Origin of the sequence: Actinomadura sp. KC216, assembly GCF_004348535.1 — a bacterium.
GTDB lineage: Bacteria > Actinomycetota > Actinomycetes > Streptosporangiales > Streptosporangiaceae > Spirillospora.
The window spans coordinates 1-25,663 of sequence record NZ_SMJX01000104.1; the positions used below are offsets into that span (position 1 = coordinate 1).

A 25,663-nucleotide genomic window follows, 5' to 3' on the forward strand; every position below is an offset into this window, starting at 1 on the left:
CCTGGGCACCGTCCGGAAATCCACTCCCATGAGAAGCGCGGCCCTCGCCGTGGCCGCCGGGCTCGCGCTCACGGCCTGCAGCGTGGACGAGGGGAACAAGGCCGCCGCGCCCGTCCCGTCGGACAAGCAGCTCACGATCGGCTTCGTCAACGGCAACTCCATCGAGTTCCACACCTGCCTCCAGAACGCCTTGCAGGCGCGCGCCGACCGCGCCGGGGTGAAGGTCCTGACCGCGAACTCGGCCATGGACCCGGCCAAGGAGCTGTCCAACATCGACGACATGATCGTCAAGCGGGTCGACGCGATCGTCGTGCAGACCGTCAACATCGACTCGCTGGAGGGCGGGATCGGCCGCGCCAACCGCGCCGGAATCCCGATCTTCCTGACCTCCGTCGCATCGGTGGACCAGAGCAAGATCCTCGGCGCGGTCGTCACCGACGTGAAGAAGGTCGGCCGTGAACTCGGCGCCTGGCTCGCCAAGGACAGCGAAGGCAAGCCCGTCGAGGTCGGCATCATCGGCGGCGCGCCCGGCGCCGCCGCCGACCTGATGAACGACGCGTTCAAGCAGAGCCTCGGAAGCGACGCCAAGGTCGTCTTCGACCAGCCCGCCATGTGGCAGCGGGCCAAGGCGCAGGACGTCGCCGAGAACCTGCTCCAGGCCCGGCCGAAGGTCTCCTACGTCTTCGTCCACAACGAGGACATGGCGCTCGGCGCGCTCGCCGCCTTCAAGGCCGCCGGACGGGACGACATCAAGATCCTCACCAACGGCGGCAGCGAGGCCGGCGTCAAGGCCGTCAAGGACGGCGAGTTCGCCGTCACCGTCAGCAACACCCCCAAGAGCGTCGGCGAGATGGCCGTGGACAACGTCGTCGGCCTGCTGCGCGGGAAGAAGGGCGTCCAGAAGATCGCCACCGTGCCCGATGTGGTCGTGACCAGCGACAATGCGAGCAAGGCACCGCCGTACTGCTCGTGAGGTCACCGTGAACGATTCTCCCGACCGCCTTCCCGACGACGATCCCGCGCGCCGCCGCGGAGTACGCTCCGTCGACCGTGCCCTGGACGTGCTCGGCGCCTTCAGCGCCGCGCACCCCCGCTTCCAGCTCACCGAGCTGGCCGAAGCCGCCGGGGTGCCGAAGACCAGCACCCACCGCATCGCGGTGACGCTGGTGGAGCGCGGGTTCCTGCGGCAGGAGGCCGACGGCGCCTACGTCCTCGGCAACCGGCTGCTGGAGCTGGGCAGCCTGGTCTCGACGACGAACGCCCTGTCCCACCTGACGCAGGGCGTCGCGGAGGAGCTGATCCGCTCGACGGGCGAGACCGTCCTGATCGCCGAGATCGACTGGCAGGACAGGTCGCTGCTCATCACCGGCAAGCGGGAGGCGCCGCACTCGCCCGAGTCGCTGTCGCCGCTCGGCCGGCGCTCGACGCTGGCCAACGGCTGCATCAGCCGCGCCATCCTCAGCGCCCTGCCGCGGGAGGAGACCGAGGAGATCGTCACGAGGCTGCCGCTGGCGCAGCGCACCCCCGCCAGCATCACCGACCCCGACGTGCTCCGCCGCGAGCTGGAGACGACCCGCCGCTACGGCTACGCCGTCGAGATCGGCGAGTTCATCGCCGGCATCGCCGGGGTCGCCGTCCCGGTGATGGTCGGCGGCCGTCCCGCCGGCGCGATCGCGGTCTGCGGACGGATCACCCGCATGCCGCGCCAGCGGCTCGAAGCCCTCGGCGCCCACATCAAGCACCTGCTCGGCCGGACCGCGGCCGGGCATCCACCCTCCTCGCCGCGCGCGGGCTGACCCGGAGACACCACAGCATGAACAGGACCCACGAAGCCGCATGGACGACCTTCCCCTCCGGCTCCGATGAGATTCGCGGCTATCTGGCCCTGCCGTCCCGTGACCCTGGCGGCGTCCGGCCGCCGGTGATCGTCATGGCGCACGAGAACCTCGGCGTCACCGCCCACCGGGAGCGGGTCACCGAACGCTTCGCCGACGAGGGCTTCGCGTGCCTGACCGTCGACCTGTACAGCAGGATCGGGGGCCGCCCCCCGCAGGACTACACCACGCCCGAGGAGCGCCGCGCGAAGGCGTTCCTCGCCGCCCGCGACGAGCAGGCTTTGCCCGACCTGGAGGCGGGCCTGGACCACCTCGCCGGACGCGACGACGTCGACGCATCCCGCGCCGCCGTCGTCGGGTTCTGCCTCGGCGGCGGCCTCGCGCTCGCCTGGGCGACCCGGACCGACCGGCTGGCCTGCGCCGTTCCGCTCTACGGACTGCCCGAACTGCCGCCCGCCTACAGCCCCACCGGCCGGGTCCGCTCCCGCATCGCCATCGCCGGCGGCGTCCGCTGCCCCGTCCAGGCCCACTTCGGCGGCGCCGACGAGGTCATCCCGCTCGACCAGGCCGCCCGCCTCGGCGACGCCCTCAAGCGGTCCGGCCAGGACACCGAGATCCACGTCTACGACGGCGCCGGGCACGCCTACCACGACGACACGCACCCCAACCACCACCCCGAGGCCGCCCGCCTCACCTGGGAGCGGACCCTCGCCTTCCTGAGGAAGCACCTGTGAGCCTGTGGACCGACCTGCTCGGCGTCCAGATCCGGCACGTCGGCGCGGCGGGGGTGCCGACGCGCGTCGCCGATCTCGGGGCGGGGGACCCGGTCGTCCTGCTGCACGGGCGGGGCGGCCACCTGGAGACGTTCGCGCGCACCCTGCCCGCGCTCGCCGCCGCGGGACGCCGCGCGATCGCCGTCGACCTGCTCGGCCACGGCCTCACCGGACGGTCGCCGTCCGACTCCTACACGGTGGAGGCGCTGACCGATCACGTCCTGGCCGTCCTGGACGCGCTCGGCCTGGACGCCGCCGACCTCGTCGGCCAGTCCCTGGGCGGCTGGGCCGCCGCGCTGGCGGCGTCGCGCGCGCCGGACCGGGTGCGGCGGCTCGCCCTCATCGAACCCGCCGGGCTCCAGCCCGAGGCCGAACGGCTCGCCGACCCCACGGTGAAGGCGGCCTACGAGCGCGGCGGACGGGCCTACGCCGAACCCACGCCCGAGGCCGTCCGGACCCGGCTCGCCGGGCTGCTCGCCGACCCCGCCGGGGTCGACGCCGAACTCGTCCAGGTCAGGACCGCGCTCTACCGGCCCGAAGAGGCCCGGCGCGTGCACCGCCTGGTACGGGCCGCCGACAACGACCGGTCGCTCCTCACCCCGCAGCGGCTCTCCGCCCTGACGGCGCCCGTCCTCTTCATCCGCGGCGAGCACGGGCACACCCCGGCGGCCGTCGTCGAGGCGGCGGTCCGCGCGATCCCGAACGCCCGCCTCCTGACCGTCCCGGCCGCCAGGCAGTGGCCGCAGTACGAGCGGCCCGGCCTCGTCAACGCCGCCCTCATCGACTTCCTCGACAAGGAGAACCCCTCATGACCCTGTGGACCGACTCCCTCGGCGCCGAGACCCGCTTCCGCGACGCCGCCGGCTGGCGCACCCGCTCCATCGAGGCCGGGGAGGGCGACGCCGTCATCCTCATGGGCGGGCTCACCGGCCACGCCGAAGGGTTCCTGCGCAACGTCGTCCCGCTGTCCGAGCGCGGCCTGCGCGTCCACGCGATCGACGTGCTCGGCCACGGCCTGACCGCCCGCCCCACCGACGTCACCTACCACGCGCCCGTCTTCACCCGGCACCTGATCGGCTTCCTCGACGCCATCGGAGCCGAACGCGCGCACCTGGTCGGCCAGTCCCTCGGCGGCTGGATCGCCCTCCACACCGCGCTGACGCACCCCGACCGCGTCGGCAGGCTCGTCTCGGTCACCGGCGCCGGGCTGCTGCTGTCCGATCCGGGACGCGCCGCCGAGAGCGAGCGGGTGCACGCCCAGGTCAAGGCCGTCACCACCAAGGCCGCGTCGGCGCCGACGCGGCAGAGCGTCCGCGAACGGCTCGAATGGCTGATGCTGGACCCCGCGTCCGTCACCGACGAACTCGTCGAATGCCGCTACCGCTACTACACGCTGCCCGGCACCGAGGAAGCGCTCGCCAAGCTCGTCGCCGAACAGCCCAGCGAGGCCAACCGCGCCTACATGCTCGGCGAGGACGACCTCGCCCGGATCGACCACGAGACCCTCGTCCTGTGGAGCGACCACAACCCCACCACGCCCGCCGAGGTCGGCCGCCGCGCCAGCGAGATCCTGCCCAACGGCACCTTCGACATGATCACCGGCGCGGGGCACTGGCCCATGTTCGAGCAGCCCGCCCAGTTCAACCGCATCGTCGGCGACTTCCTCGCCAAGGACGCCCGGTGACCCCTGCCGAAGAGGTCTCCGTCGGCTGCCGCGTGCTGGCCGCGAACGGCAACGCCGACCTCATCTGGGGCCACCTCTCCGTCCGCGACCCCGGTGGCGCGGGCGTCTGGCTCAAGGCCGCCGGTTACGGCATGGAGGAGATCACCCCGGACCGGGTCGTGCTCATCGACCGCGACGGAACACGCCTGCGCGGGGACGGCCGCGTCCACCTCGAATACCCCATCCACACCGAGATCATGGCCGCCCGCCGCGATGCCGGCGCCGTCGTCCACAGCCACGCCGAGTCCGCCGTCGCCTTCGCGGCGACCGGCCTCCCCTCCACCCGGTCGGCCACGAGGGCACCCTGTTCTGGCCGCCCGACATCGCCCGCTTCACCGCCACCGGGGACCTCATCCGGGACCGCGCCCTCGGCCTCGCGGTCGCCGAAGCCCTGGGCGATCGCAACGCCCTCCTGCTGCACCGGCACGGCCTGGTCACCGTCGGCCCCGACGTCCCGACCGCCGTCCTGACCGCGATCCTCCTCGAAAAGGCGTGCCGCCTCCAACTCCAGGCCGCCGCGGCCGCCGGCGCCTACGACCACTCCGACGAGGCCGAATCCCTGGCCAAACGCGCCCGCTGCTACGCCCCCGCACAACTGGACGCCGCCTGGTCCTACCTGGTCCGCCGGCTCTGACCCGACCGCCGGTGCCCGGGCCGGGCTCTGTCCTTGCCGCGCCATGCGGGCGCGCGTAGCGTCAGATCGCATGATCAAGTTCGCCGGCGCCGAACGCGGGTCGCGGTCGTTTCGTGCCCGCATTCGCGTTGCGTCGCCGGCGTGGCTGGTGACGCGGTGATGCGGGCGATGCCTTCCACGGTTCCGGCCAGGCGCGCCGCGGCCGTCGCCGCCGGGGCCGCCGTCTGCCTGGCGGTCGGCCTGGGCGCGAGCTTCCCGCTCGGAGTGCTGTCCGGGCTGGCCGCGATGCCGGCGGTGTTCGTCTTCACCGGGGTGGTGAAGTCCTGGCCGATGACGGCCGAGGCCACCCGGAACCATGCGCGCCGGGAGGGCTTCCGGCCGCTCGTGTCGGAGTCCCTGGTGGTCGCGGGGGCGATCGGCAGCCTGGTCGGGATCGTCGTGCTGCTCGCGATCGGCGGTTCCGGCACGCGGCACGCGGCGGCGGCGACCGGCCTGCTCGGCATCGCCATGAACTGGGCGATGCTGCACCTCATGTACAGCGTCCGCTACGCGCACCTCTACTACGGGGAGCCCGTGGGCGGGATCGACTTCAACAGCGACGAACCGCCGTCGTACCGCGATTTCTTCTACTTCAGCTACAACCTCGGGATGACCTACCAGGTATCCGACACCGATGTGTCCAGTACGGCGATCCGCGCGGTGGTGCTGCGACACACGCTGCTCTCGTACGTCCTCGGGACCGGCATCCTTGCCGCGGCCATCAACCTCGTGGCGGGCATCGCCACGGGCTGAGGCGTGCGCGGGGCCGGGGGACGGCCCCTTCGCGTGCGGCCCGCTCGCCGCGTTGCAGGCGGCCGTCCGTCATCAACCGTCTCCATAACACAGGGGAGTAACTTGCTCACGCTGGGTAGCAGGCAGGGTGGGTGACCGTGATCTAAGGGAGAGAGCATGTCCGAAAGCAGCTTCAGCATCGATGTGGAGGCGATCCGCGAGCGTGCCCGTTCCAAGATGGACGACGGTCCCGTGACGAGCAGCTACGGGCGGGACGTCGAGAAGGTCATCGGCGTTCTCAACGATGTCCTCGCCACCGAGATCGTGTGCTGGATGCGCTACACCCAGAACGCCATCGCCTGCTCGGGCATCGACAGCGCCCAGGTCGCCGAGGGGTTCCACGAGCACGGGAAGGAGGAGCGCCAGCACGCGATGCAGGTCGCCGAGCGGGTCAGCCAGCTCGGCGGCCAGCCGGACTTCGATCCCGAGACCCTCGTGCGGCGTTCGCACACTCCGTACTCGACGTACGCCGACACCGATCTCACCGCGATGCTCAAGGAGAACCTGTACGCCGAGCGCATCGTCATCCAGTCCTACCAGGACATCATCCGCTGGCTCGGCAACGCCGACCCGACCAGCCGCCGGCTGATGGAGAAGATCCTGGCCGAGGAAGAGGACCACGCCGACGACCTGACCGACCTGCTGGGCATCTGACCCCGTCCACCCGCGGCCGCGGGCAGAGCGAAGCGTGGAGCACCGCCCCGCGGCCCGGTCTGGAAGAAGCGGGGGCGCCGCGGACGTTGGAGGCGGTGTGGCCACAGCTAAGGAACGCTTGATCGCCGACCGCGAGGGAACTCTGGAGCTCGTCGCGTCGCTGAGTGCTGACTGGGACGGCGTCGTGAACGCGTCGGTGCAGGCCAACGCGGACGATGAGCACGACCCGGAAGGCGCCACCATCGCCTTCGAGCGCAGCCGGATCGAGGCGTCCTTGACCCGTGCCCGCGCACGCCTGGCCGACATCGACGATGCGCTGCGCAGGCTCGGCGACGGTACCTACGGCGTCTGCGAACAATGCGGTGGCGCCATCGCGGTGGAACGCCTGGAAGCGCGTCCGTTCGCCCGCACCTGCATCGCTTGCGCCAGCGGCTGAACGCGCCACCGGCCCGGCACTCACCTGCCGACCGTTACGGCTGGGTCCGGGCCGGGTCGTTCGGATGGGGGTCGAGCGGGTGGATCTGTACGGACATGTACGGGTACATCGGCAGAGAGCCGAGGGCCTCCCGGAGGTCCGGCTCGCCGGCCGCGCGCCACAGGCCCCAGTTCGCCCATCTGCCGGGGGCGCGCCACAGCCGGACGAGGACGCCCGCCCGGGCGAGTTCGGCGGCCCGCTCGCGTTCCGCCGCGCGTAGCTCGTCGGCGCGGTGCGGGTCCAGGCCGTCCGGTAGGGCGATCTCGATGTTGACCAGGAATTCCATGGTCTAGCGGGTTACCAGACCGCGGACGGCGGCGGCCACCCGTCCCGGCGTGGGCAGGACGGCCTGCTGGAGCGCGGGGGCGGACGGCATGCGGATCTCCGGTGTGGCCACCCGCGCGACCGGCGCGGCCAGGGACGCGAAGTGCGCCTCCGTCACGCGGGCCGCGACCTCGGCGCCGAAACCTCCCGTCCGGGTGGCCTCGTGGACGACGAGGACCCGTCCCGAGGCCCGCGCGACGGCGCCGGCGATGGCGTCGTCGTCGAGGGGACGCAGCCAGCGCAGGTCCAGGACCGTCGCCTCGATCCCCTCGGCGGCCAGCAGTTCGGCCGCCGCCAGCGCCGTGGCCACGCCGGTGCCCCAGGTCAGGACGCACGCGTCGGCCCCCGTGCGGCGCGTGCGGGCGCCCCGCGCCTGCTCGACGGGGCCGCCGCGGGCGACGCCGCCGGTCTCGGTGTACATCCCGCGGTGCTCGATCAGCACGACCGGGTCGGGGTCGTCGATCGCCGCGCGCGTCATGGCGTAGGCGTCCTGGGGGGTGCTGGGCAGCCCGACCTTGATGCCCGGGACGTGGGCGAGGAACGCCTCCACGCTCTGCGAGTGCTGGGCGCACGACCCGGGTGTCACGCCCTGCTGCATGCGGATCGTCAGTGGCGCCGCGAGCCGGGACCGGTTGACGTACCGGACGTTCGCGGCCTGGTTGATGATCTGGTCGAGGGCGACGAACATGAAGTCGGCCCACATGATCTCCACGACGGGCCTGGCCCCGTCGAGCGCGGCGCCGACGGCGGAGCCGAGGATGGCCGCCTCGCTGATCGGGGTGTCGAAGACCCGCCGGTCGCCGAACCGCTTCTGGAGCCCGCGGGTGACCCCGAAGATGCCGCCGGCGAAGCCCACGTCCTCGCCGTAGACGACGACGCCGGGGTCGGCGTCCATCGCGTCGGCGAGGGCCGAGTTCACGGCGCGCCAGTACGGCATGTCCTTGGCGGGCTGTTCAGGCGTGCCGGCCGCCGGGGGCGAGGGTGCCGGGCCATAGACGTGGTCGTGCACGGTGGCGGGATCGGGCGGCGGGAGGGCGACGACGCGCTCGGCGAGGGCCGCCATCTCCTCCGCCGCGGCGTTCTCGATCTTGGTGAGCTCGTCGCGGTCCGCGCCGGGGCGGTCCCGGAAGCGCCTGAGCGGGTCGGCCGCCGCCGCGGCCTCGCGGTCGGCGTCCGGACGGTAGTGCTCGACGTCCTTGTTGTAGTGGCCGCACAGCCGGACGGTCTTGCACTCCAGGAAGACCGGCCCGCCGCCCGCGCGGCATCGCTCCGCGGCCCGCCGGACGGCGTCCGCGACCTGCTCCGGGTCGCCGCCGTCCACGACCTCGGCGTGGACGCCCAGCGCGCGCGCCCGGTCCGCGAAGTCGCCGGTGCGGCTCACGCTCGCGATCGGGGTCATCTCCGACCAGCCGTTGTTCTCGCACACGAGGATCACCGGGAGGTTCCGCGCCGCGGCGAACACCAGCCCCTCGGTGGTGGCGCCCTGGTTCATCGCGCCGTCGCCGATCGAGACGAGCGCGACCCGTCCGGATTCCTGGAGTGCCGCCGCCATCGCCACCCCGGTCGCGATCGGGACGCCCGCGCCGACGATCGAGTTCTCGCCGAGGAAACCTTGGTCCGGGGCACTGAGCAGCGGGGAACCGGCGCGCCCGCCGTTGGTCCCGGCCGCGCGCTGCGCGATCTCGGCCATGACCGCGGCGGGATCGGCGCCGCAGGCGAGCGCCCACCCGTGCCCCCGGTAGGTGGACAGGACCCGGTCGCCGGGCCGCAGCGCGCTCATCGCGCCGACCGGGATCGCCTCCTGGCCGGTGCAGAGGTGGATCGACCCGGCGACCTCGCCCCGCCGGCTGAGCTCCAGGGCCTGCGCCTCGAAATGCCTGATCAGGGCCATCGACCGGAACAGGTCGGCCGGTCCTGGCTGCGGCGTCGTCACGGCGTCCTCCATCACTATTTGATAATCACAACACAGTTAGCGTCCAACGCTGATATACGGGCAGTTGTATCACATATTGTGCGACACCTATCAAATCGCGATAGGAGAGCCATGGTTCATCAGCCCTCAGCACCGCCCCTGCGGAGACGGGTCCGGCGCCGGTCCGTGCCCGTCCTGGCGGCGGTCTCGGTCCTCGGCGGCCTGCTGGCCGCCGTCACACCCGCCCATGCGCGCGACGCGTGCGAGCGCCTCTCCGATCCCGCGGAGCGGCTGTCGTGCCGGCAGGTCGCGGCACGGCCGGGCCACGCGAAGTACCTGGTCTCGGACGACGACGCCTACGCGCGGGCCCGCGGCGTGACCGTGGAGGGGAACGCGTCCGAGGTCACGAACCCCGAAGGGCTACTGAAGGCCGGGGGAGCGCCGACCGTCCTGACCACGACCGCCGAGCACAGCGCCACCCTCATGGTCGACCTGGGGAACGTCATGATGGGCAGGGTCGAGGTCGACGTCCGGTCCGCCGATCGCCCCGTCCGCGTCAGCTACGCCCAGTTCCGCCGGTTCGCCGGCCCGGACGGCGACGGGATGGGCCGGTCGTTCGGCACCGACGACGACCCCGAGTCCCGCGTCGACCTGTTCGATGCGACGCAACGTCCCGTGACCCGGGTCAGCCCCGGTAAGCGCGAGACCCGGTACGTCGCCATCACGCTGGACGGGCCCGGCACCGTCAGCATCGACCGGGTGCGCCTTCGCAAGACGACCTATCCGGTGACCTACGACGGGTCCTTCCACTCCAGCGACGACCTGCTGAACAGGGCCTGGTACGCGAGCGCGCACACCGGTGACCTCGCGACCGTCCGGCAGGGGACCAGCCCGTGGATGCTGACGGTGACGTTCGACCGCGTGCTGTTCATGGGCGACATCCACATGCAGGGACGGGCCGGGTACTACCAGAGCGGCGACTACCGGATGCTGGTGCGGAACACGCTGCAGCAGTTCGGATGCGTCCAGAACCCGGACGGCTCGCTGCCCCTCGCGTCCTCACCGCTCGTCACGTGCAAGCCGGGCGACCCCGGACCGCCGGACGGCTGGCGCGTCCCGGAGGAGGGGCCCGATCCGCGCGTGGCCCTCGGCTCCGCCGGCCCGCTGTCGCTGTACGACGACATCACGATCGACAGCTTCACGGCCTTCTGGGTGTCCACCCTCGCCGACTACTACCTGTACTCGGGTGACGCCGCGTTCGTCGAACCCCTGCTGCCGGTCGCCCGCCGGGCGGTCGCGTTCCTGCGCGGCCGGACCGACAAGAACGGCCTGTACTACGAGCCCAAGGACGACACCCCGATGCGGGCCAACTGGCAGCCCGGCGACACCGCCTACGGGGTGGACTCCTTCAACAACGCCGCGTACTACGACGCGACGAAGGGCCTCGCGTACCTCGAACGCCACGTCGCCGGCGACGGTGCCGCCGCCCGCGCCCTCGAACGGCGGGCCGGGGCCGTCCGCGCGGCGCTGAACCGGGTGCTGTGGGACCGGGCCGGGGGCGCGTTCGTGCTCAACGCCGACGATCCGCGCCGCGACCGCACCGACGACGCCAACGGCGGGAACCTGTTCTTCGAGACGGTGACCCCCGAACGCGGCCGGAGGATCATCGACTTCATCGACCGGAGGCTCGCCTCGCCGTACGGCAGCCGGGTCAGCGAGTACACCGACAACCCGTACCGCCACGGCGTCATCCACGGGTACACGAACTCGATGGAGGCGATCGGCCGGGTGAACTACGGGGACGGCGCCGGGGCCCTCCGGCAGATCCGCGGCTGGTGGGGCCACATGCTGCGGAACGGCCCGGGCACCGGCTGGTTCTCGTCCCAGTACGACGGGTCGGTGCGGCGGGGCGACTTCGCCAACACGGCGTGGACGACCGCGCTGCCCGCCCTGTCGAAGGGGCTTCTGGGCGTCACCCCGACCGCGCCCGGATTCCAGCGGTGGAGCGTCCGGCCGCAGCCGTCCGGCCTGCGGTGGGCCCAGGGACGGACGCCCATCCCGGGCGGGGCCATCACCGTCCGGTGGGAGCACGACGGCCGCGGCTTCGCGCTGACCGTTGACGGGCCCTCCCGCGGGACGGCGTCTCGCGGCACGGTGAGCGTGCCGCTCCTCGGCAAGGATCGGGTGATCGCGATGGACGGCCGCGTGGTCTGGGACGGATCCGGGCCCGCCCCCGGCGTCCGCGCCACCGCGCAGGACGGGTACGTCGCCTTCCACGAGGTGGCGGGCACGCATACCTTCGCCTGGGCGGACGGTTCCTGAACGGTCGGGCCGCCCCGGCCCCGCCGGGGCGGCCCGACCGCCGGGATCAGCTCTTCAGCAGCTCGATGAAGCTCACTTCGGCGATCTTCCGCAGGATCGCGAGGTTGCGGTCGAAGTTCTCCTCGAACCGGCTCTTGGGCGCCGACACGGCGAGGACGTACGGCGAGCGCCCACCGTCCAGCGGGACGGCCGCGCAGCACACGCCCTCCGCGAGCTCCTCGCGGTCGGTGGCGTAGCCGCGCTCGCGGACGAGCTCCATCTCCTTCTCGAACGCGCCCGCGTCGACGATCGTGCGGGCCGTGACGGGGTCGAGCGGATGGGAGGCGAGGTACCGCGCGCGTTCGTCCGCGGGCATCATCGCCAGCAGCATCTTGCCCGACGCCCGCGCGTGCGCCAGCCCGGTGAAGCCCAGCGGCGTCTCCGCCGCCTGGACCGGGTTGGACCCCCGGGACACGGCGTGCACGGTGATCTCGCCCAGATGCCAGCCCGCGGCGTAGGACGTCTCGTCGGTCTCCTGCGCCAGCCGCCTGACCAGGGGAGCCAGCCGCTCCGAGGGGGACAGCTGGCGGTCGAACCCGGCGACCAGGCTGCCGACGTTGAGCCCGAGGATGATCCGCCCGTCGCCGCCGCGCGCCAGCATCCCCGTCTCGGTCAGCGTGTGCAGCAGGTGGTAGACGGTCTGCCGGCCGACCCCCACCTGCTCGCTGATCTCCTTGGTGGTCAGCCCGCGGTCGCTCCGGGCGACCGCCAGCAGGATGGCGACCGTGCGGGCGGCCGACTGGACCCGGGGGCGTGCCGCCGCGCCCTCGTCCGCGTCCCCGCGTGATGTCATGCCGGACAGGCTAGCATCACCATTCGACAACATTGTCGGATCACGTCGTGATCCGGGCTTCGAGGAGCGAGCCCGTCCTGTGCCGCCTGCCGTACTCCTCGTCATGGCCGGAGACGGCGATGACGAGCCGGTCGCCCGAGGCGGCGGCGAGGCAGTCGAACACGCCCAGGCCGGGGATCCGCAGCTCCGCGTCCTCCCGGCCGCCGGTGTCCAGGTGGACGACCCGCTCCCCGAACGCGCACGCCACCCAGAGGCCACCCTCGCCATCGGCGGATATGCCGTCCGGGCCGTCGCCGTCGCCGAACCTCGCATGGGCCGTGGCCGTCCCCAGCCCCCCGTCGCCGTCGAGGGGGATCGTCGTGACCTGCTCCGCGAACGTCTCCGCGACGGCGATCCGGCCAGGGGAGAGCACGTCGATTCCGTTGGGGAACAGGAGCCGGTTGGCGTCGAGGCGGTGGGTCCCGTCCGGCTCGACGACGGCCAGCGCGACGCGCTCCGGCGCGGCACCGTGGTCGACGTCGTATCCGTATCCGCTGACGAGCGCCCGCCCATCGGGCAGGACGAGCATGTCGTTGATGGGGTGCTCGAAATGCACCGACAGGTCGGCGTGGACGCGCGGCGCGCCGGACGCGTCGACGGCGAGGAGCAGGCGCTTCTCCATGCTGCAGACGAGCAGGTCCCCGCCGGGGAGCCAGCCGATGCCGCCGCACAGGTCGTCCGTGGCGAAGACCGTCGTGCGCGCGGACGGGTCGTCCCAGGGCATCCGGTGCACGGTTCCGGCGAACATGTCGCTGAACCAGAGGCCGCCCTCGTGCTCGCGCAGGCACTCGGGGAAGTAGAGGTCGTCCAGCAGTGGTCGCGGGTCAGAAACGCGCACTGAGACCTCCGTCCACGGTCAGCGACGCGCCGGTCACGTAGGTGTTCTCGCCGCTGACCAGGTGGGAGACCGCGGTCGCGACCTCGTCCGGCTCGGCGGCGCGCCGCATCGGGAGCCTCCCCGTGGCCAGGTAGTGGTCCTTGAACCAGGCGGACTCGAGCTCGTCCTCGCCGTTCACGATCGACATGCCGGTGCGGACGAACCCGGGGGCCACGGCGTTCACCAGCACGTTCCGGTCCGCATTCTCGATGGCCACGGTGCGGACGGCGGCGTCGAGCCCGCCCTTGCCGACGTCGTAGGCGAGCGCGGTCGGCTCGCTCATCCGGACGTGGATGCTGGTGATCGCGACGATCCGGCCGTAGCCGCGCCCGGCCATCCGGGCGGCGAGCCTGCCCATGAGGTAGACGGGGGCGTGCAGGTTGACCCGCAGCGTCCGCTCGTACGTCGCGAAGTCGAGGTCGGCGGACGCCTGGCCCTCGAACATGCCCGCGCAGCTGACGAAGACGTCCGTCGGGCGCTCGTCGTCCAGCTCCTCCGGGAGGGCGGTCACGCGGTCCAGGTCGCCGAGGTCGGCCACGCGGTGGTCGATCCCCGGGCATGGCCGGCGGTCGATGCCGAGCACGTCCATGCCGTCGGCGGCGAGGCGGCGGGCGACCGCCGCGCCGATGCCCGACGCCGCGCCCGTCACGACGGCCCGCCCGGTCCGTTCTCCGGCGGCCCGCGCGCTCATGCCGCGTCCTTCCCGGCGCGGGACGCGGCGGGCTGGAACAGCTCGATGACGATGCCGTCCGGGTCGCGCAGGTAGACGCCCTGGCCGCCCGCGTTGGCGCCGGTGTCGACCAGGACGGGCGGCGAGAAGAACTCGACGCCGGCCGCGGTCAGCCGCTCATGGGTTGCGGGCAGGTCGTCCACGACGAAGCAGAGGTGCGGGTTGCCGATCAGCCGCGGCTCCAGCCGGGTGCGCAGGGCCTCGGGGGCGAGGTACTCGAACAGCTCGATCACCAGGTCGCCGGACGGCGCCCGCAGATGGGTCATCCGGACCGACGCGTCCGGGTAGCCGACGATCGCGGCGAGGTAGCCGCCGGCCTTCTCCTGGCTCATCACGATCGAGCACCCGAGGTGCTCGGTGTAGAAGGCGACGGAACGGTCCAGATCCGAGACCGTCAGGCCGACGTGATGGATGTGGCGGATGGTGTCGGTCATGCTCCCTGCTCCCTTTCCCGTGGATGTTCGTGGACGCGTCCGTCCGGCGTGACCGAGGCGACCGGTCCGCCGGGCGGGCCGTCGAGCACGGAGACGGTGATCCAGCTGGACGCCGACTCGCCCGCCTTGAGCAGCCGGGCCTGGTCGCGCTCGATCGCCCCGGCCAGGCCGTCGTAGGGCCATGCGGTCTGCGGCTCGACCGCGATCGCGCGCATCCGCCCGTACCACGGGAACCCGGGGTCGCCGTTGATCTGCCAGAGCCAGGTGACCGGATACGCCTCGACGTCCCAGCTCAGGGCGACGCTGGGAAGGCCGTCCGGCTGGTGGATCACGGCCCAGCCCGCGTCGTGCCCGTGGAGGTAGAAGCAGCGCATCGTCTCCGCGCCGGGCGCGCGGCTCAGGTCGGCCGCCGCGCCGTCGACCGTCTCCGCCATCGGCCACGTGCCCTCCCGCGACGCGATGTCGCCCGCCTCCAGGGGCTCGGTGGCGTAGGACACGGCGGGGATCTCGACCCAGGTGCCGTCCGCGGCGGGGAAGCAGGGGTGATGTCCCCACACGTACGGGACCGCCAGGGGCGACTCGTTCGTCAGCGTCGTCTCCATGCGCAGGACCGGACGGTCCGGGTCGAGTGTCATGCGGCGCGTCACCGTCAGCGGAAGCCGGAGCCCGACCCGGAGCTCGCAGGCGGTGGCGGTCGCCCGCAGGACGTCCCACTCCAGGATCGAGGACTCGCCGTGGAAGGCGAGGGGCACGCCCGCGACGCGGCACTCGGCGCCCGCGTTCGGGATCGTCTCCTGCCACCCGCCCCGGTAGCACGACAGCCAGTCGGTCTCCGAGTCGCCGTACCCGTTGGCCGCGGTGGCGGGGGACGGTGTCGTCCAGTCGTGGTAGGCGAGCGCGTTGGGGCCGCCGTCGAGCGTGATCGACCGGATCTCCGCCCCGCGCTCCGGCGCGACGGCGACCGCCGCCCGGCCGTTGGTGATCTCAAGCATGCGCATCCTCAGATGTCGTCGGCGCCGCCGTTGACGCCGATGCTCTCCCCGGTGATGTACGAGGCGCGGTCGGAGAGCAGGAAGGTCACGAGCTCGGCGACCTCGCCCGGGCGGCCGAGCCGGCCCATCGGGTTGAGGCCGCGCCAGCGGGACTCCAGCTCGTCCGGGGTGATCCCGGCGAGCCCGGCCTGCTCCGCGAGGATCGCCGTGATCATCGGGGTCTCGATGACGCCGGGGCAGACCGAGTTCACCCGGATGCCCCGATCGGCCCACGCGGTCGCCGCCGACCGGGACAGGCTCACGACGGCGGCCTTGCTCGCCGCGTAGTGGCTGGACATCGGCCGCGGCACCCGCGCGGCGGTCGAGGCGAAGTTGACGATGGCGCCGCCGTCCCGCATCTCCTTCGCCGCCTCCTGCTGGAGGAAGAAGAGCGCGCGGACGTTCACGGCGAAGACCCGGTCGAAGTCGTCGGCGGTGATGTCGAGCATCGCCCTGGTCTGGAAGATACCGGCGGCGTTGACCAGGCCGTCGAGCCGTCCGTGCGCGTCGAGGCAGTGCCGCACGGCGCGGCGCGGCCCGTCCGGGTCGGTCAGGTCGGACGCCAGCCCGTCGATCGCCGCGCCGCCGGTCAGGTCCGCGAGCGCGGCGGCGTCCCGGTCGACGCCGACGACGCGGGCACCGTGCTCGGCGGCATGCCGCGCGACCTCGCGTCCCATGCCCGACGCCGCGCCGGTGACCAGCACGACCTTGCCTTCGAGTTCGTTCATCGGGATGGGCACTCCCTCTTCTCCCGAGCGCTTGCCGGGGCCACTGGGGCCATTGACGCGTGTGATGACGGCGTCTACGGTACCTCTCACCATCCGGTAAGACAATCATATGGTGATAATCATGCCGGGGTGAGGGTTGGGAGGACCCATGACTCAGTCCGACGGCGAGCTCCAGCGCAAGCTGACATGGCGCGACGGATTCGCCATCGCCCTGCTCGTCCCAGTTTCGATCTTCGCCGCGCTCGGGCCGTCCATCGCGTCCATCGGCACCCTGGCGGTCGCCACCCTGTTCGCGGTCTCGTGCACGGTCGGGCTGCTGCAGAACTACGTCTACGCCGAGCTCGCCGGGATGTTCCCGAACAAGGCCGGCGGCGTCGCGCTCTACGCCCACGAGGGCTGGCGCCGCTACTTCAGCCCCATCGGCGCCATCGCGTCCTTCGGGTACTGGGCCGGGTGGTCCTTCGGCGTCGCGGTCATGGCGCTCGGCTTCGGGACGCTGGTACAGGCCGAGTTCTTCCCCGACGCCGACCGGACGGTCGACCTCGGCCCGGTGGACGCGGGCCTCGGGCACGCGCTCGGCGTGGCGTCGCTGGTCTTCGTGTCCTGGCTCAACATGCGCGGCATCAAGTTCACCGCGCTGCTCGCCAAGATCCTCGGCCACGCGTCCGCCGCCCTCATCCTGATCTTCACCCTCGGCCCGTTCCTCCTCGGCGAGTTCAGCACCGACGGCCTCACCTGGAAGCTCACCGGCGGGATCGAGGGATGGCACGTCGCGGTCGTGTTCCTGTTCCTGTTCGCCTGGTCCGCCTACGGAACCGAGGTGTGCGCGACGTTCACCCCCGAGTACGAGCACCCGAAGACCGACACCCCGAAGGCGCTGCGGCTCGCCGCGCTGGTCACTCTCGCCGGGTCGACGCTGAGCCCGCTGGGCATCGCCGGAACCGTGGGCGACGACGCCATCGCCGCCGACCCCGGCGGGATGTACGCCGCCGCGTTCGCCGAGATCATCGGCCCCGCGTCGTGGCTGATCTCGCTGCTGCTCGCCGCGTCGTTCCTGCTCGTGATGAACGGTGCCACGGCCGACTCGGGCCGCGCGCTCTACGGCGTGGCCAAGGCCGGGCTGACGATCAGGCAGCTCGACAGGCTCAACCGCAACCACGAGCCCCACGTCGCGATCCTCGTCGCGTTCGCGGTGAACGCCGGGCTCGTCCTGTTCGTCGGGAACCCGCTCGGCATCATCTTCGCCGCGAACGTGGGATACGTCCTCGCCAACGTGCTCGCCCTGTCGGCGTTCCTGCTGCTCCGCAGGGACCGTCCGGGGTGGCCGAGGATGATCCGCCTCCGCGGGGGCTGGATCGCCGTCGCGGCCGTCCTCGCCGCCTACAACGCCGTGATCCTGGTGGTCGGCGCGCTGAGCCCCGGCAAGGCCGGCTACGGCGGCCTGAACGAGCAGCTCATCGGGATCGGGACGCTGCTGATCAGCGTCGTGCTGCTCGCGGTCAGGGTCGTCCTGCAGGACGGCGGCAGGCTGAGGCTGCGCGATGACACCCCCGCGACGCCGCCGCCGACGGCGCAGAGCCCGGTCGCCTGACCCTCCGACGCCGTGCGCACCGACATGCGAGTGCGCACGGCACGGCGGCGCCGCGTGGCTCCCCCGGGCCGGTGGGGGAGGGCACCAGCAGGGGTAATGCCACCCGTTGCGGGCAGGACGGCCGCATGAATCGCATTCTGACCGGGATGGCCGCGGGCGCGGCCGGTACGACGGCGCTCAACGTCGTGGGCTACCTGGACATGGCGGTGCGCGGGCGTCCGGCCAGCACCACGCCTGCCGAGACCGTCCGCAGAAGCGAGCGGCTGCTCGGTGTCACCCGGTCGCCAATGAACCGTGACGACGATGAGGCCGACAATCGCCGCTCGGCCATCGGGGCTCTGCTGGGGGTCGGCTCCGGTCTTGGTGTGGGGGCGCTCTACGGGCTCGCGGCCCCCAGGCTCGACGGCGCGTCGCTCATCGTGCGTGGCATCGTCGCCGGATTGACCGCCAATATCGGCACCACCGGCCCCATGGTCGCGCTGGGCGTGACCGACCCGCGCACCTGGCCGGTCAGCTCGTGGCTGTCGGACCTGGCCCCGCATCTGGCCTACGGGATCGTCACCGCTGCCGCCTGGGATCTGATGCAGCCCGATAGCGCGGCACGTGTCCGATCGACGGCAGGCTCCCGGAGCTGTTCGACGCCGTTCTGGCCGATACCGGAATCCAGCAGGTCCGCAGCGGGGTCCGGATGCCGAACAGGGGCCTGGCGGGCGAGCAGGTCAGGCGCGTAGTCGAAACAGGTAGTTCCACGGGTGCCGCCGGGGCCGTGCTCGGCGACCGTGTACGGCACACGTAACACCCGACTACGAGACGCCGGACGGGGTGTTGTTGATGTCGCTGGGCACCACACGCCAGATCGCTGCCGCCGATGCCGCCGGAAACACCTGGGAGGACAGGTGCCGGCCTCAGCGGGTGCTGGTGGTCGACGAGTACGAGCTGATGCAGGCGGGGCTACGCGCCGTCCTCGCGGACACGTCATGGGTGGAGTCGTGCCTGGTGGCGAGTTCGGCGGACGCGGCGCTTCAGGTGGTGCGGCGCCACCAGCCGCAACTCGTGCTGGTGAGCGCGTCCTTGGGCGGACGGTCGGGGCCGGAGCTGTGCCGCACGCTGAAGGAGCGGATGCCGCACATCAAGGTCGTCCTGATGTCGGGGGAGGGCCGCGTCCCGGCGGCGCTGGCGATCTCCCTGGGGGCCGTCGCGGCGCTGTCCAAGCACATGCCGCGCGGCGCGATCATCTCGGCGATGAAGCGGGTCGCGGAAGGCGGCCGCGTCTTCCCCAAGGGCTCGGTCGCACCCGAGGTTCAGCTGTCGAAGCGTGAGCTGGACGTTCTCCAGCACCTCGCGTCCGGGCTGAGCAACCCGGAGACGGCGGCCGCTCTGAACCTGTCCCGGCACACCGTCAAACAGCACACCAGCGCGGTGTACCGCAAGCTCGGTGTGCGGAACCGGGCCGAGGCCGCCAGCCGTGCGCAGGAGCTCGGTCTCCTGGTCTGGGGAGGGACCGAGCGCGAGCAGCTTCGTCGTGCAGGCTGACCCGGACGCCGCCATCGGCGTCCGCGCGGCGTTCTGGGCCGCGGCGAGGTTCCCGTGAAGCCCCCCCTCCACGCCGGCGGGGCCGGCTCGTGGCGGTGGTGCTGGGCGTCGCCGCGGCGGTCGCGTCCAGCGCCAGCGGTCCGTTCGGCAAGTCGCTGATCGAGGCCGGGTGGTCCGCCGGCGGGGTCACCGTGCTGCGCACGGCGCTGGCCGCGCTGGTGCTGCTGCCCGCGGCGTTCATGGCCGCGACTCGCCGGCGGTTCGCCCTGCGGTCTAACCTGGGCGGGATCGTGGTCCTCGGCGTGGTCGGCATCGCCGGCACGGTCACCTGCTACTTCCACGCGCTCGCGACGCTGCCGGTCGGCGTCGCGATGATGGTGCTGTACACCTCGCCGGTGCTGGTCCTGGGCTGGGCATGGTTCCGCGACGGGGAGCGCCCTGCCGCGGGCACGCTCCTCGGCGCCGCCACCGCGATCGGCGGCCTGGTGCTCGTGGTCGCCGCCATGGGGGTGAACCGGCCCGACCCGGTCGGCATCCTGTGGGCGTTCGGCGGAGCGGTGTGCGCGGCGGGTTTCTTCCTCGCCTCCGACCGGACGACCGGGGCGATCCCGCCGGTCATGCTCGCCTGCGCCGGGCTGTGCGTCGCGACCGTGACGATCGGCCTGCTCGGGCTGCTGGGCGTGATGCCGGTCCGGATCGACGACGCGCCGGTCGACCTCGGCGGCCGGACGGTGCCGGTGGCGGTGCCGCTGGTGCTGGTCGTGGGCGTCTCGACGATCTTCGTGTACGTCGCGGGCCTCGCCGCGGTCGATCTCCTCGGCGCGCGGGTCACCTCGTTCGTCGCGCTGGCCGAGCCGGTCGCCGCGCTGTGCCTCGCCTGGGCGCTGCTCGGGGAGACGCCGCGTCCCGTCCAGCTCGTCGGCGTGAGCCTGGTCGTGGCGGGCGTCGTCCTGATCCGCGGCGACCGGTCGGGAGGGCGGGAGGCCACCGGGCCGTCCATCGGCCGCCGGCCACCGGGACCCGGCCGGCCGTGAACACCGGAGCCGGTGAGAGCGTGTCCGGGACGCCCGCCGACGACGGGCTCACGCTTCGCGGATGAGCAGCAGGTCGCCGATCGAGGAGACCTTGGGCTCGGCGAACCGGAGGTAGAGCGCGAAGAAGTCCTCCGGGTCGATGGCTCCTTCCGGGGCGTGGACGCCGGGCCCGCCGGCGCGCTCCCGTCGCAGCAGTTCCAGGCCGATCGCGAGCGCCACCCCGGTGCCGCCGCCCATCTTTCCCGGCGGCATCGAGGTCGGCTGGACGGAGACCGAGAGCGGACGGCCGTCGCGCTCGCCGCGCGCCAGGGCCCACACGGTACCGAGGGGGTCGGCCGTCCTCGGCCGGTTCGCCGGTCGTGGAGCGTTGGCCAGCCGGGCGGCGCCCTCGGCGAGCGTGATACCGCCGCCGTCGTACTCGGCCGCGACCGACCGGGCGTGCTCGAACACCCACGGGGGCCCGGACGTGACGTTCGTCGAGCTGTCGAGGCCGGTGACGTAGCGGGGGAGCGTGACGGCCTCGGGGTGCCCGACCGTGTAGGCGCGAACGCGTCCGATGCCCGGATAGTCCAGCTCGACCGGCCGCAGTGGCTCGATGTCCCGCTCGGCACCGTCACGCCACGCCCGGATCGTGCCGCTGATCTGGATCAGCCAGTGCTCCAGGGCGGCGCCGGCCGACCCGGTCGCCGGGTAGGCCGGCTCCTCCTCGAGCACCGCGCCGCGCATCGACCAGCCGGTGACGATCTCGGTGACCTTCTCAAGCCGGCGCACCGCGAGCATGGCCGCCAGGTTCGAGACCCCGGGGCTCCCGCCGATGCCCTTGACCACGCGGCAGCCACGCTCGCGGGCCAGGGCGTCGAGCTCGAAGGCCGCCAGCGTGGACTCCCAGTCGTCGTCGATGTCCAGGTAGTCGCAACCGCACTCGATCGCGGCCTCCAGGACCGGCCGCGCGAAGAGCGAGAACGGGCCCATCGTGTTGAGGACGACGTCGCAGCCTGCGAACACCTCGCGCATCGCCGCGCCGTCGGTGGCGTCGAGTGCGACGGCCGTGCACGGCCCACCCACCTCGTCCGCCACCCGCTGGGCTCGCACCCCGTCCAGGTCGGCGACGAGCAGCCGGTCGGCCGATCCGAGCCGGGCGATCGCGCGGACCGCCCAGCGGCCCATCCCGCCGGCCCCGCCGACGATCACCGCGGAAAACGGCTTCGCGGATTCGTTCCGGGCCATCAGGCCCCCCTTCCTGGTGATGATCGGTCAGGACCGGGTGTAGCGCGGTGGCCGGCCTTCGGCGAAGGCGGCGGCCGCCTCGTGCGCGTCCGCGCTCCGCGCCGCCTCGGCTCCGGCCGCGGTCTCGCGTCGCATCGCGTCGTCGAGCGTGCCGTCCCAGCCCCGGTCGAGCAGGTTCTTCGCCAGCCGCAGCGCGGTCGGCGACTTCGTGTGCAGGCCGGCGAGGATCCGCGCGACCTCGGCATCGAGCTCGGTGTCGGGCACCGCGCGGTTGACCAGGCCCCACGCGCGGGCCTGGGCCGCGTCGAACGGCTCGCCCAACAGGATGATCTCTTTGGCGACGGCGCCGCCGGCGGTACGCGGCAGCAGGCCGGTGAAGCCGTTCGTCACGACCAGGCCGACCGCCGTCTCGGTGAACCGGAAGGTCGCGGACGCGCCCGCCACGACGAGATCGGCGCTCAGCGCGATCTCGGCGCCACCGCCGATCGCGTACCCGTGCACCCGCGCCACGACCGGTACCGGGCACGCCCGTATCCGCCGGGTGATCCGGTGCAGGCGCTCGGTGGCCGCCGCCAACTCGTCTTCGCCCTTCGGAACCTTGCCGCTCTCCGCCGCCCACTTGAGGTCGTGGCCGCTGGAGAAGGCCCGCCCCGCGCCCCGGAGGGTGACCGCGCGCACGTCGTGCGGGAGGTCGGCGAACGCGGCGGCGAACGCGTCCAGCAGCTCGGGATTGAGGGCGTTGAGGCGCTCGGGACGGTTGAGCGTGATCGTGCGCACGCCGTCCGCGGTCTCGACGAGAACGGGAGAGGAGGCCATGCGCCGATTCTCGGTAGTCCGGCGCCACCGCCCCGGACGGTCGCCGCCAACCACCCCCGGATGGGGGAGTTTCCGCCTCCCGCGCGCGGTTTCGCACCTGCCGACCGTAAGGCTGGGCCCTCGGTGGGTCCGGCGAGGAGAGGATGGACGTCATGGGTGGATGGGACATCGAGCTCGAGCTCCGCGAGCGGGACCGCGACTATCTCGGGCACGTGACCGCGGTCGCCCACCTCGCCCTGTTCGAGGAGGCGCACGCCCGGTGGCTCGCCGAGATCATGGACGAGCCCGCACCCCCTTTCGTCATCGTGCACCTGGAACTCGACTACCGGCGCGAACTGCTCATCGACGACGGGCCGGTCACGGTCTCGCTCAAGCCGGTGGTGCTGACCAACAGCACGGTCACCGTGCACGAGAGGCTCGGCTCGGCAGGCAAGGGCGTCCACACCGAGTCGCGCGTGATCCTCGCCCGCTGGGACCGCGAGCGGCGCAGGTCGATGCCGTTCCCGCCGCGCGAACGGCAGGCGATCGAGGCGCTGCTCGACAGGTGACCTCCGGGTGGACCGGCGTGCTCACTCCGCGAGCGCGCCGGTCACGGCACCCGCCGTCGCGTCGCCAGAGGTGTCGGGAAGAACCACGGCCAGGCGCGGATGCCAGGTGGCGAGCACGGCGTCGCCGGCCGCCACGGTCGACTCGCCCCCGGCCTGCTCCTGGGCGATCATGGTGAACCCGGCGGCGAGCCCGACCTCCAGCCGGCGGATCCCGCCCATGTAGATCACCTGCTTCACCCTGCCCGGGAGCGCGTTGCCGGACGCCGGAGGAGCGGCGGGCACGTCCGGCACGACGACGACGCGTTCGGGGCGGACCATCATCACGGCGCTCGTCCCCGCGGTCACGGCCGCGTCGTCGGGCAGCGCCAGCTCGTAGCCGTCGCCGCGCAACCGCCGGCCCCCGGCGGAGTCGACGACGACACCGGGCAACACGTTGGAGTCGCCGAGGAACTCCGCGACGAAGAGGGAGGCGGGGCGCTCGTAGAGCTCCTCGGCGGTCCCGACCTGTTCGACGGCGCCGTGGTTGAACACCGCGATCCGGTCCGACATCACCAGGGCCTCGTCCTGGTCGTGGGTGACGTAGACGAAGGTGATTCCCAGCTCGCGGTGGATCCGCTTGAACTCCAGCTGGAGGTTCGCGCGGAGGCGGCGGTCCAGCGCCCCGAGCGGCTCGTCCATGAGGAGCACGCGGGGCTCGAAGACCAGGGCCCGGGCCAGCGCGACGCGTTGCTGCTGGCCGCCCGAGAGCTCGCGCGGATACCGGTCGTGCATTCCGTCGAGACCGACGAGCGCGAGGCTCTCGGCCACGCGCCTCTTCAGGACGTGCTTGGGCACCTTCCGCCGTTTGAGAGGGAAGGCCACGTTCGCGCTGACCGTCATGTGCGGGAACAGCGCGTAGCTCTGGAAGACCATCCCGATGTTGCGCCTGTGCGGCGGGACGGCCTCGATCGGGGACCCGTCGACCAGGATGTGCCCGTCGTCGAGCCGGGTGAAGCCCGCGATCGAGTTCAGGGTCGTCGTCTTCCCGGAGCCGCTCGGCCCGAGCAGCGTGACGAACTCGCCGGCCGGCATGGTCAGCGAAACGTCGGCGAGCGCCGTCACCTCTCCGTAGCGCTTCACGAGATTGCGCAGGTCGATGGACGCGCCGTGCGTCTGCTCAGACATGCTTCGTCCTTCTTCGGGTCGCGATCAGGGCGGACAGCAGCAGGAGCGAGGTGCTCAGGGCGATGATCAGTGTCGACGCCGCCGCGATCGTCGGCGTCAGGGTGGTCGTGACGCTCTGGTAGAGCTGGACCGGCAGCGTCCTGCTGAACGGGCCGGACAGGAAGAGCGAGATGATCGCCTCGTCGAACGACAGGAGGAAGGCGAAGAGCGCGCCGGTCAGCATCCCGGGCATGATGAGCGGCAGCGTCACGTGGACGAAGGTGACCGGGGGGCTCGCGCCGAGGCTCGCCGCCGCGCGCTCGAGCTGGCGATCCACCCCCTGCAGGGACGTGCTGACCGAGACGACCACGAACGGGACGGCGATGATCGTGTGCGCGAGCACGAACCCGGGGAACGTGGCCGAGAGATGCCAGCGCAGGAAGACGTAGTAGATCGCGATCGCGATGATCACGCCTGGGACGATCATCGGGGCGAGCAGCAGCCCGTTGACCGGGACCTTCCACAACCCTCTGCCCCGTGTCAGGGCGAAGGCGGCCATGGTCCCGAGCGTGGTCGCCAGGACCACCACGACGGCGGCGACCTTGAGCGAGAGCATGAACGAGTCCACCCACGCGGGATCTGAGGCGAGTTCATCGAACCATTGGGTGGAGAATCCCGGCGGTGGGAACGTGAACGTCCGGGAACTGGTGAAGGCCATCGGGACGACGATGAGGACCGGCGCGACGAGCAGGAGTCCGACCAGGAGGCAGAACGCCTTGAGGAACGGGCGGCGTGACTCTCGCATCAGCTGACCTCGCTTCCCAGCGCGCGGGTGTAGCGGCGGCCCGCCAGCGCCCCGGCCGCCAGCAGCACCAGTGTGATCACGAGCAGGACCAGCGCCATCGCCCCGCCGCGGCCGAACGCGAGCAATTTGGTCACCTGCTCCACGATCTGCTGCGAGAGCAGGCTGTTCTGCGGCGATCCCAGCAGTGCGGGGCTGAAGTAGAACCCCAGGGACACGATGAAGACGATCATGCTCCCGGCGGTGATGCCGGGCATGGCGAGGGGCAGGTACACGGTGCGGAACGCGGTGCGGGGGCTCGCGCCGTGGATCTGCGCGGCGCGGAGCAGCGTGCGGTCGATCTGGATCAGCCGCGAGTACAGCGGCAGGACCAGGAACGGGAGCAGCACCTGCGTCATGCCGATGACGACCGCCGTCGTGGTGCCGAGGATCCGGACCTCCCCGAAGCCGAGCCCGCGTATCGCGCTCACCACGGGCCCGCTGTCGCCGAGGAGGATCATCCACGAGTAGGTCCGGACGATCAGGCTGGTCCAGAACGGCATGAGGACCGCACCGAGCATGACCATGCGCCACCGGGTCCCGACCACGGTCATGAGGTAGGCGTACGGGAAGCCGATGGCCAGGCAGAGTCCCGTGACCAGCAGTGACGTCGTGAAGGTGCGCCGCAGGATCGTGAGCTGGCTGGGGGTGCTCAGGAACCACCGGTAGTTCGCGAGCCCCCTGTCGTCGGGGCCGACGAAGTCGCTGAGCGTCCGGGCGAACATGACGGCGATGGGATAGGCGAAGACGATGAGGAGCAACGCGACGGGGAGGGC

29 protein-coding genes are annotated in these 25,663 nt (G+C 72.3%); 16 read left to right on the top strand and 13 right to left on the bottom strand.

Annotated features, from left to right (window positions below):
* The 10 genes from E1264_RS19515 to E1264_RS19555 all read left to right on the top strand — a co-directional run.
* Nucleotides 1-973 (top strand): sugar ABC transporter substrate-binding protein (locus E1264_RS19515; protein WP_207936022.1); only part of this gene is annotated, 973 nt, incomplete at its 5' end.
* A 7-nt stretch (nt 974-980) separates the two neighbouring features.
* Entirely contained in the window at nt 981-1,796 is an 816-nt protein-coding gene (locus E1264_RS19520; RefSeq protein ID WP_207936023.1) for an IclR family transcriptional regulator, read from the top strand.
* A 17-nt stretch (nt 1,797-1,813) separates the two neighbouring features.
* The gene (locus tag E1264_RS19525) at nt 1,814-2,569 is read left to right on the top strand and encodes a dienelactone hydrolase family protein (protein ID WP_132175510.1); all 756 of its coding nucleotides are present in this window, start codon (nt 1,814-1,816) and stop codon (nt 2,567-2,569) included.
* Nucleotides 2,566-3,420, top strand: a complete 855-nt coding sequence (locus E1264_RS43495; RefSeq protein WP_165964257.1) for an alpha/beta fold hydrolase — start codon at nt 2,566-2,568, stop codon at nt 3,418-3,420. The genes E1264_RS19525 and E1264_RS43495 overlap by 4 nt, the downstream gene beginning before the upstream one ends.
* A complete protein-coding gene (locus E1264_RS19535) occupies nt 3,417-4,292 on the top strand; it encodes an alpha/beta fold hydrolase (RefSeq protein ID WP_132175515.1) in 876 nt (291 codons plus the stop codon). Before E1264_RS43495 ends, E1264_RS19535 begins: the two co-directional genes overlap by 4 nt.
* A complete protein-coding gene (locus tag E1264_RS19540; protein ID WP_243711033.1) occupies nt 4,289-4,801 on the top strand; it encodes a class II aldolase/adducin family protein in 513 nt (170 codons plus the stop codon). Before E1264_RS19535 ends, E1264_RS19540 begins: the two co-directional genes overlap by 4 nt.
* Nucleotides 4,744-4,965 carry a class II aldolase/adducin family protein gene (locus E1264_RS45980; protein WP_279491005.1) on the top strand — a complete coding sequence of 74 codons (222 nt, stop codon included), beginning with the start codon at nt 4,744-4,746 and terminating at the stop codon, nt 4,963-4,965. The genes E1264_RS19540 and E1264_RS45980 overlap by 58 nt, the downstream gene beginning before the upstream one ends.
* A gap of 141 nt (nt 4,966-5,106) precedes the next feature.
* Nucleotides 5,107-5,757: a DUF1345 domain-containing protein gene (locus E1264_RS19545; RefSeq protein ID WP_207936024.1), complete on the top strand. Its 651-nt coding sequence runs from the start codon at nt 5,107-5,109 to the stop codon at nt 5,755-5,757.
* Between the two features lie 156 nt (nt 5,758-5,913).
* A complete protein-coding gene (locus E1264_RS19550) occupies nt 5,914-6,450 on the top strand; it encodes a ferritin-like domain-containing protein (protein ID WP_132175517.1) in 537 nt (178 codons plus the stop codon).
* A gap of 118 nt (nt 6,451-6,568) precedes the next feature.
* Nucleotides 6,569-6,886: a TraR/DksA C4-type zinc finger protein gene (locus E1264_RS19555; RefSeq protein ID WP_207936025.1), complete on the top strand. Its 318-nt coding sequence runs from the start codon at nt 6,569-6,571 to the stop codon at nt 6,884-6,886.
* 34 nt (nt 6,887-6,920) lie between these two features.
* Here the strand turns inward: E1264_RS19555 and E1264_RS19560 are convergent, their stop codons facing one another.
* Together E1264_RS19560 and E1264_RS19565 are read right to left on the bottom strand one after the other, a co-directional pair.
* Nucleotides 6,921-7,211, bottom strand: coding sequence for a muconolactone Delta-isomerase family protein (locus tag E1264_RS19560; RefSeq protein WP_132175521.1), 291 nt, complete (start codon nt 7,209-7,211; stop codon nt 6,921-6,923).
* Nucleotides 7,212-7,214: 3 nt separating this feature from the next.
* Nucleotides 7,215-9,194 (bottom strand): alpha-ketoacid dehydrogenase subunit alpha/beta, encoded by a 1,980-nt coding sequence (locus E1264_RS19565; protein WP_132175523.1) that lies wholly within the window; start codon nt 9,192-9,194, stop codon nt 7,215-7,217.
* Between the two features lie 99 nt (nt 9,195-9,293).
* Here E1264_RS19565 and E1264_RS19570 point away from each other — a divergent pair, with 99 nt between their 5' ends.
* The gene (locus E1264_RS19570; protein ID WP_132175525.1) at nt 9,294-11,483 is read left to right on the top strand and encodes an alpha-L-rhamnosidase C-terminal domain-containing protein; all 2,190 of its coding nucleotides are present in this window, start codon (nt 9,294-9,296) and stop codon (nt 11,481-11,483) included.
* 46 nt (nt 11,484-11,529) lie between these two features.
* On the opposite strand, the gene E1264_RS19575 is transcribed toward E1264_RS19570, so the two are convergent.
* From E1264_RS19575 to E1264_RS19600, 6 genes are read right to left on the bottom strand one after another with little or no spacing between them, the layout of a single operon-like run.
* Entirely contained in the window at nt 11,530-12,315 is a 786-nt protein-coding gene (locus E1264_RS19575; protein ID WP_132175527.1) for an IclR family transcriptional regulator, read from the bottom strand.
* A gap of 40 nt (nt 12,316-12,355) precedes the next feature.
* Nucleotides 12,356-13,192, bottom strand: coding sequence for an SMP-30/gluconolactonase/LRE family protein (locus E1264_RS19580; RefSeq protein WP_132175529.1), 837 nt, complete (start codon nt 13,190-13,192; stop codon nt 12,356-12,358).
* The gene (locus tag E1264_RS19585) at nt 13,179-13,922 is read right to left on the bottom strand and encodes an SDR family oxidoreductase (protein WP_132175531.1); all 744 of its coding nucleotides are present in this window, start codon (nt 13,920-13,922) and stop codon (nt 13,179-13,181) included. Before E1264_RS19585 ends, E1264_RS19580 begins: the two co-directional genes overlap by 14 nt.
* On the bottom strand, nt 13,919-14,395 hold the full coding sequence (locus E1264_RS19590; protein ID WP_132175533.1) for a VOC family protein: 477 nt from the start codon (nt 14,393-14,395) through the stop codon (nt 13,919-13,921). Before E1264_RS19590 ends, E1264_RS19585 begins: the two co-directional genes overlap by 4 nt.
* On the bottom strand, nt 14,392-15,387 hold the full coding sequence (locus E1264_RS19595; protein ID WP_132175535.1) for a hypothetical protein: 996 nt from the start codon (nt 15,385-15,387) through the stop codon (nt 14,392-14,394). Before E1264_RS19595 ends, E1264_RS19590 begins: the two co-directional genes overlap by 4 nt.
* Before the next feature lie 8 nt (nt 15,388-15,395).
* Nucleotides 15,396-16,154, bottom strand: coding sequence for an SDR family oxidoreductase (locus E1264_RS19600; protein WP_165964258.1), 759 nt, complete (start codon nt 16,152-16,154; stop codon nt 15,396-15,398).
* A 148-nt stretch (nt 16,155-16,302) separates the two neighbouring features.
* Here E1264_RS19600 and E1264_RS19605 point away from each other — a divergent pair, with 148 nt between their 5' ends.
* The 4 genes from E1264_RS19605 to E1264_RS19620 all read left to right on the top strand — a co-directional run bounded on the left by E1264_RS19605 (nt 16,303) and on the right by E1264_RS19620 (nt 20,312).
* Nucleotides 16,303-17,745 carry an APC family permease gene (locus E1264_RS19605; RefSeq protein ID WP_132175539.1) on the top strand — a complete coding sequence of 481 codons (1,443 nt, stop codon included), beginning with the start codon at nt 16,303-16,305 and terminating at the stop codon, nt 17,743-17,745.
* Nucleotides 17,746-17,870: 125 nt separating this feature from the next.
* Nucleotides 17,871-18,476: a hypothetical protein gene (locus E1264_RS19610; protein ID WP_207936026.1), complete on the top strand. Its 606-nt coding sequence runs from the start codon at nt 17,871-17,873 to the stop codon at nt 18,474-18,476.
* A 100-nt stretch (nt 18,477-18,576) separates the two neighbouring features.
* Nucleotides 18,577-19,278 carry a response regulator transcription factor gene (locus E1264_RS19615; RefSeq protein WP_132175541.1) on the top strand — a complete coding sequence of 234 codons (702 nt, stop codon included), beginning with the start codon at nt 18,577-18,579 and terminating at the stop codon, nt 19,276-19,278.
* A gap of 89 nt (nt 19,279-19,367) precedes the next feature.
* The gene (locus E1264_RS19620) at nt 19,368-20,312 is read left to right on the top strand and encodes a DMT family transporter (protein ID WP_132175543.1); all 945 of its coding nucleotides are present in this window, start codon (nt 19,368-19,370) and stop codon (nt 20,310-20,312) included.
* A gap of 48 nt (nt 20,313-20,360) precedes the next feature.
* On the opposite strand, the gene E1264_RS19625 is transcribed toward E1264_RS19620, so the two are convergent.
* Entirely contained in the window at nt 20,361-21,539 is a 1,179-nt protein-coding gene (locus E1264_RS19625) for a saccharopine dehydrogenase NADP-binding domain-containing protein (protein WP_132175545.1), read from the bottom strand.
* A 27-nt stretch (nt 21,540-21,566) separates the two neighbouring features.
* Nucleotides 21,567-22,355, bottom strand: coding sequence for an enoyl-CoA hydratase-related protein (locus tag E1264_RS19630; RefSeq protein WP_132175547.1), 789 nt, complete (start codon nt 22,353-22,355; stop codon nt 21,567-21,569).
* Between the two features lie 152 nt (nt 22,356-22,507).
* Between E1264_RS19630 and E1264_RS19635 the strand changes: the two genes are divergently transcribed.
* A complete protein-coding gene (locus E1264_RS19635; RefSeq protein WP_165964259.1) occupies nt 22,508-22,903 on the top strand; it encodes a thioesterase family protein in 396 nt (131 codons plus the stop codon).
* A gap of 21 nt (nt 22,904-22,924) precedes the next feature.
* Here E1264_RS19635 and E1264_RS19640 read toward each other — a convergent pair whose 3' ends face one another.
* The 3 genes from E1264_RS19640 to E1264_RS19650 form a co-directional block, all read right to left on the bottom strand.
* Nucleotides 22,925-24,067 carry an ABC transporter ATP-binding protein gene (locus E1264_RS19640; protein WP_132175551.1) on the bottom strand — a complete coding sequence of 381 codons (1,143 nt, stop codon included), beginning with the start codon at nt 24,065-24,067 and terminating at the stop codon, nt 22,925-22,927.
* Entirely contained in the window at nt 24,060-24,851 is a 792-nt protein-coding gene (locus tag E1264_RS19645; RefSeq protein ID WP_132175553.1) for an ABC transporter permease, read from the bottom strand. The genes E1264_RS19640 and E1264_RS19645 overlap by 8 nt, the downstream gene beginning before the upstream one ends.
* On the bottom strand, nt 24,851-25,663 hold an 813-nt coding region (locus tag E1264_RS19650), incomplete at its 5' end, for an ABC transporter permease (RefSeq protein ID WP_207936027.1). The genes E1264_RS19645 and E1264_RS19650, both read right to left, overlap by 1 nt.

What these genes read in the sequence shown, in the direction of transcription:
- E1264_RS19525 (WP_132175510.1), top strand. Translation starts at nt 1,814, where the DNA reads ATGAACAGGACCCACGAAGCCGCATGGACGACCTTCCCCTCCGGCTCC.
- E1264_RS19535 (WP_132175515.1), top strand. Translation starts at nt 3,417, where the DNA reads ATGACCCTGTGGACCGACTCCCTCGGCGCCGAGACCCGCTTCCGCGAC.
- E1264_RS19550 (WP_132175517.1), top strand. Translation starts at nt 5,914, where the DNA reads ATGTCCGAAAGCAGCTTCAGCATCGATGTGGAGGCGATCCGCGAGCGT.
- E1264_RS19560 (WP_132175521.1), bottom strand. Translation starts at nt 7,211, where the DNA reads ATGGAATTCCTGGTCAACATCGAGATCGCCCTACCGGACGGCCTGGAC.
- E1264_RS19565 (WP_132175523.1), bottom strand. Translation starts at nt 9,194, where the DNA reads ATGGAGGACGCCGTGACGACGCCGCAGCCAGGACCGGCCGACCTGTTC.
- E1264_RS19570 (WP_132175525.1), top strand. Translation starts at nt 9,294, where the DNA reads ATGGTTCATCAGCCCTCAGCACCGCCCCTGCGGAGACGGGTCCGGCGC.
- E1264_RS19575 (WP_132175527.1), bottom strand. Translation starts at nt 12,315, where the DNA reads ATGACATCACGCGGGGACGCGGACGAGGGCGCGGCGGCACGCCCCCGG.
- E1264_RS19585 (WP_132175531.1), bottom strand. Translation starts at nt 13,922, where the DNA reads ATGAGCGCGCGGGCCGCCGGAGAACGGACCGGGCGGGCCGTCGTGACG.
- E1264_RS19590 (WP_132175533.1), bottom strand. Translation starts at nt 14,395, where the DNA reads ATGACCGACACCATCCGCCACATCCATCACGTCGGCCTGACGGTCTCG.
- E1264_RS19595 (WP_132175535.1), bottom strand. Translation starts at nt 15,387, where the DNA reads ATGCTTGAGATCACCAACGGCCGGGCGGCGGTCGCCGTCGCGCCGGAG.
- E1264_RS19600 (WP_165964258.1), bottom strand. Translation starts at nt 16,154, where the DNA reads ATGAACGAACTCGAAGGCAAGGTCGTGCTGGTCACCGGCGCGGCGTCG.
- E1264_RS19605 (WP_132175539.1), top strand. Translation starts at nt 16,303, where the DNA reads ATGACTCAGTCCGACGGCGAGCTCCAGCGCAAGCTGACATGGCGCGAC.
- E1264_RS19610 (WP_207936026.1), top strand. Translation starts at nt 17,871, where the DNA reads ATGAATCGCATTCTGACCGGGATGGCCGCGGGCGCGGCCGGTACGACG.
- E1264_RS19615 (WP_132175541.1), top strand. Translation starts at nt 18,577, where the DNA reads ATGTCGCTGGGCACCACACGCCAGATCGCTGCCGCCGATGCCGCCGGA.
- E1264_RS19625 (WP_132175545.1), bottom strand. Translation starts at nt 21,539, where the DNA reads ATGGCCCGGAACGAATCCGCGAAGCCGTTTTCCGCGGTGATCGTCGGC.
- E1264_RS19630 (WP_132175547.1), bottom strand. Translation starts at nt 22,355, where the DNA reads ATGGCCTCCTCTCCCGTTCTCGTCGAGACCGCGGACGGCGTGCGCACG.
- E1264_RS19635 (WP_165964259.1), top strand. Translation starts at nt 22,508, where the DNA reads ATGGGTGGATGGGACATCGAGCTCGAGCTCCGCGAGCGGGACCGCGAC.
- E1264_RS19640 (WP_132175551.1), bottom strand. Translation starts at nt 24,067, where the DNA reads ATGTCTGAGCAGACGCACGGCGCGTCCATCGACCTGCGCAATCTCGTG.
- E1264_RS19645 (WP_132175553.1), bottom strand. Translation starts at nt 24,851, where the DNA reads ATGCGAGAGTCACGCCGCCCGTTCCTCAAGGCGTTCTGCCTCCTGGTC.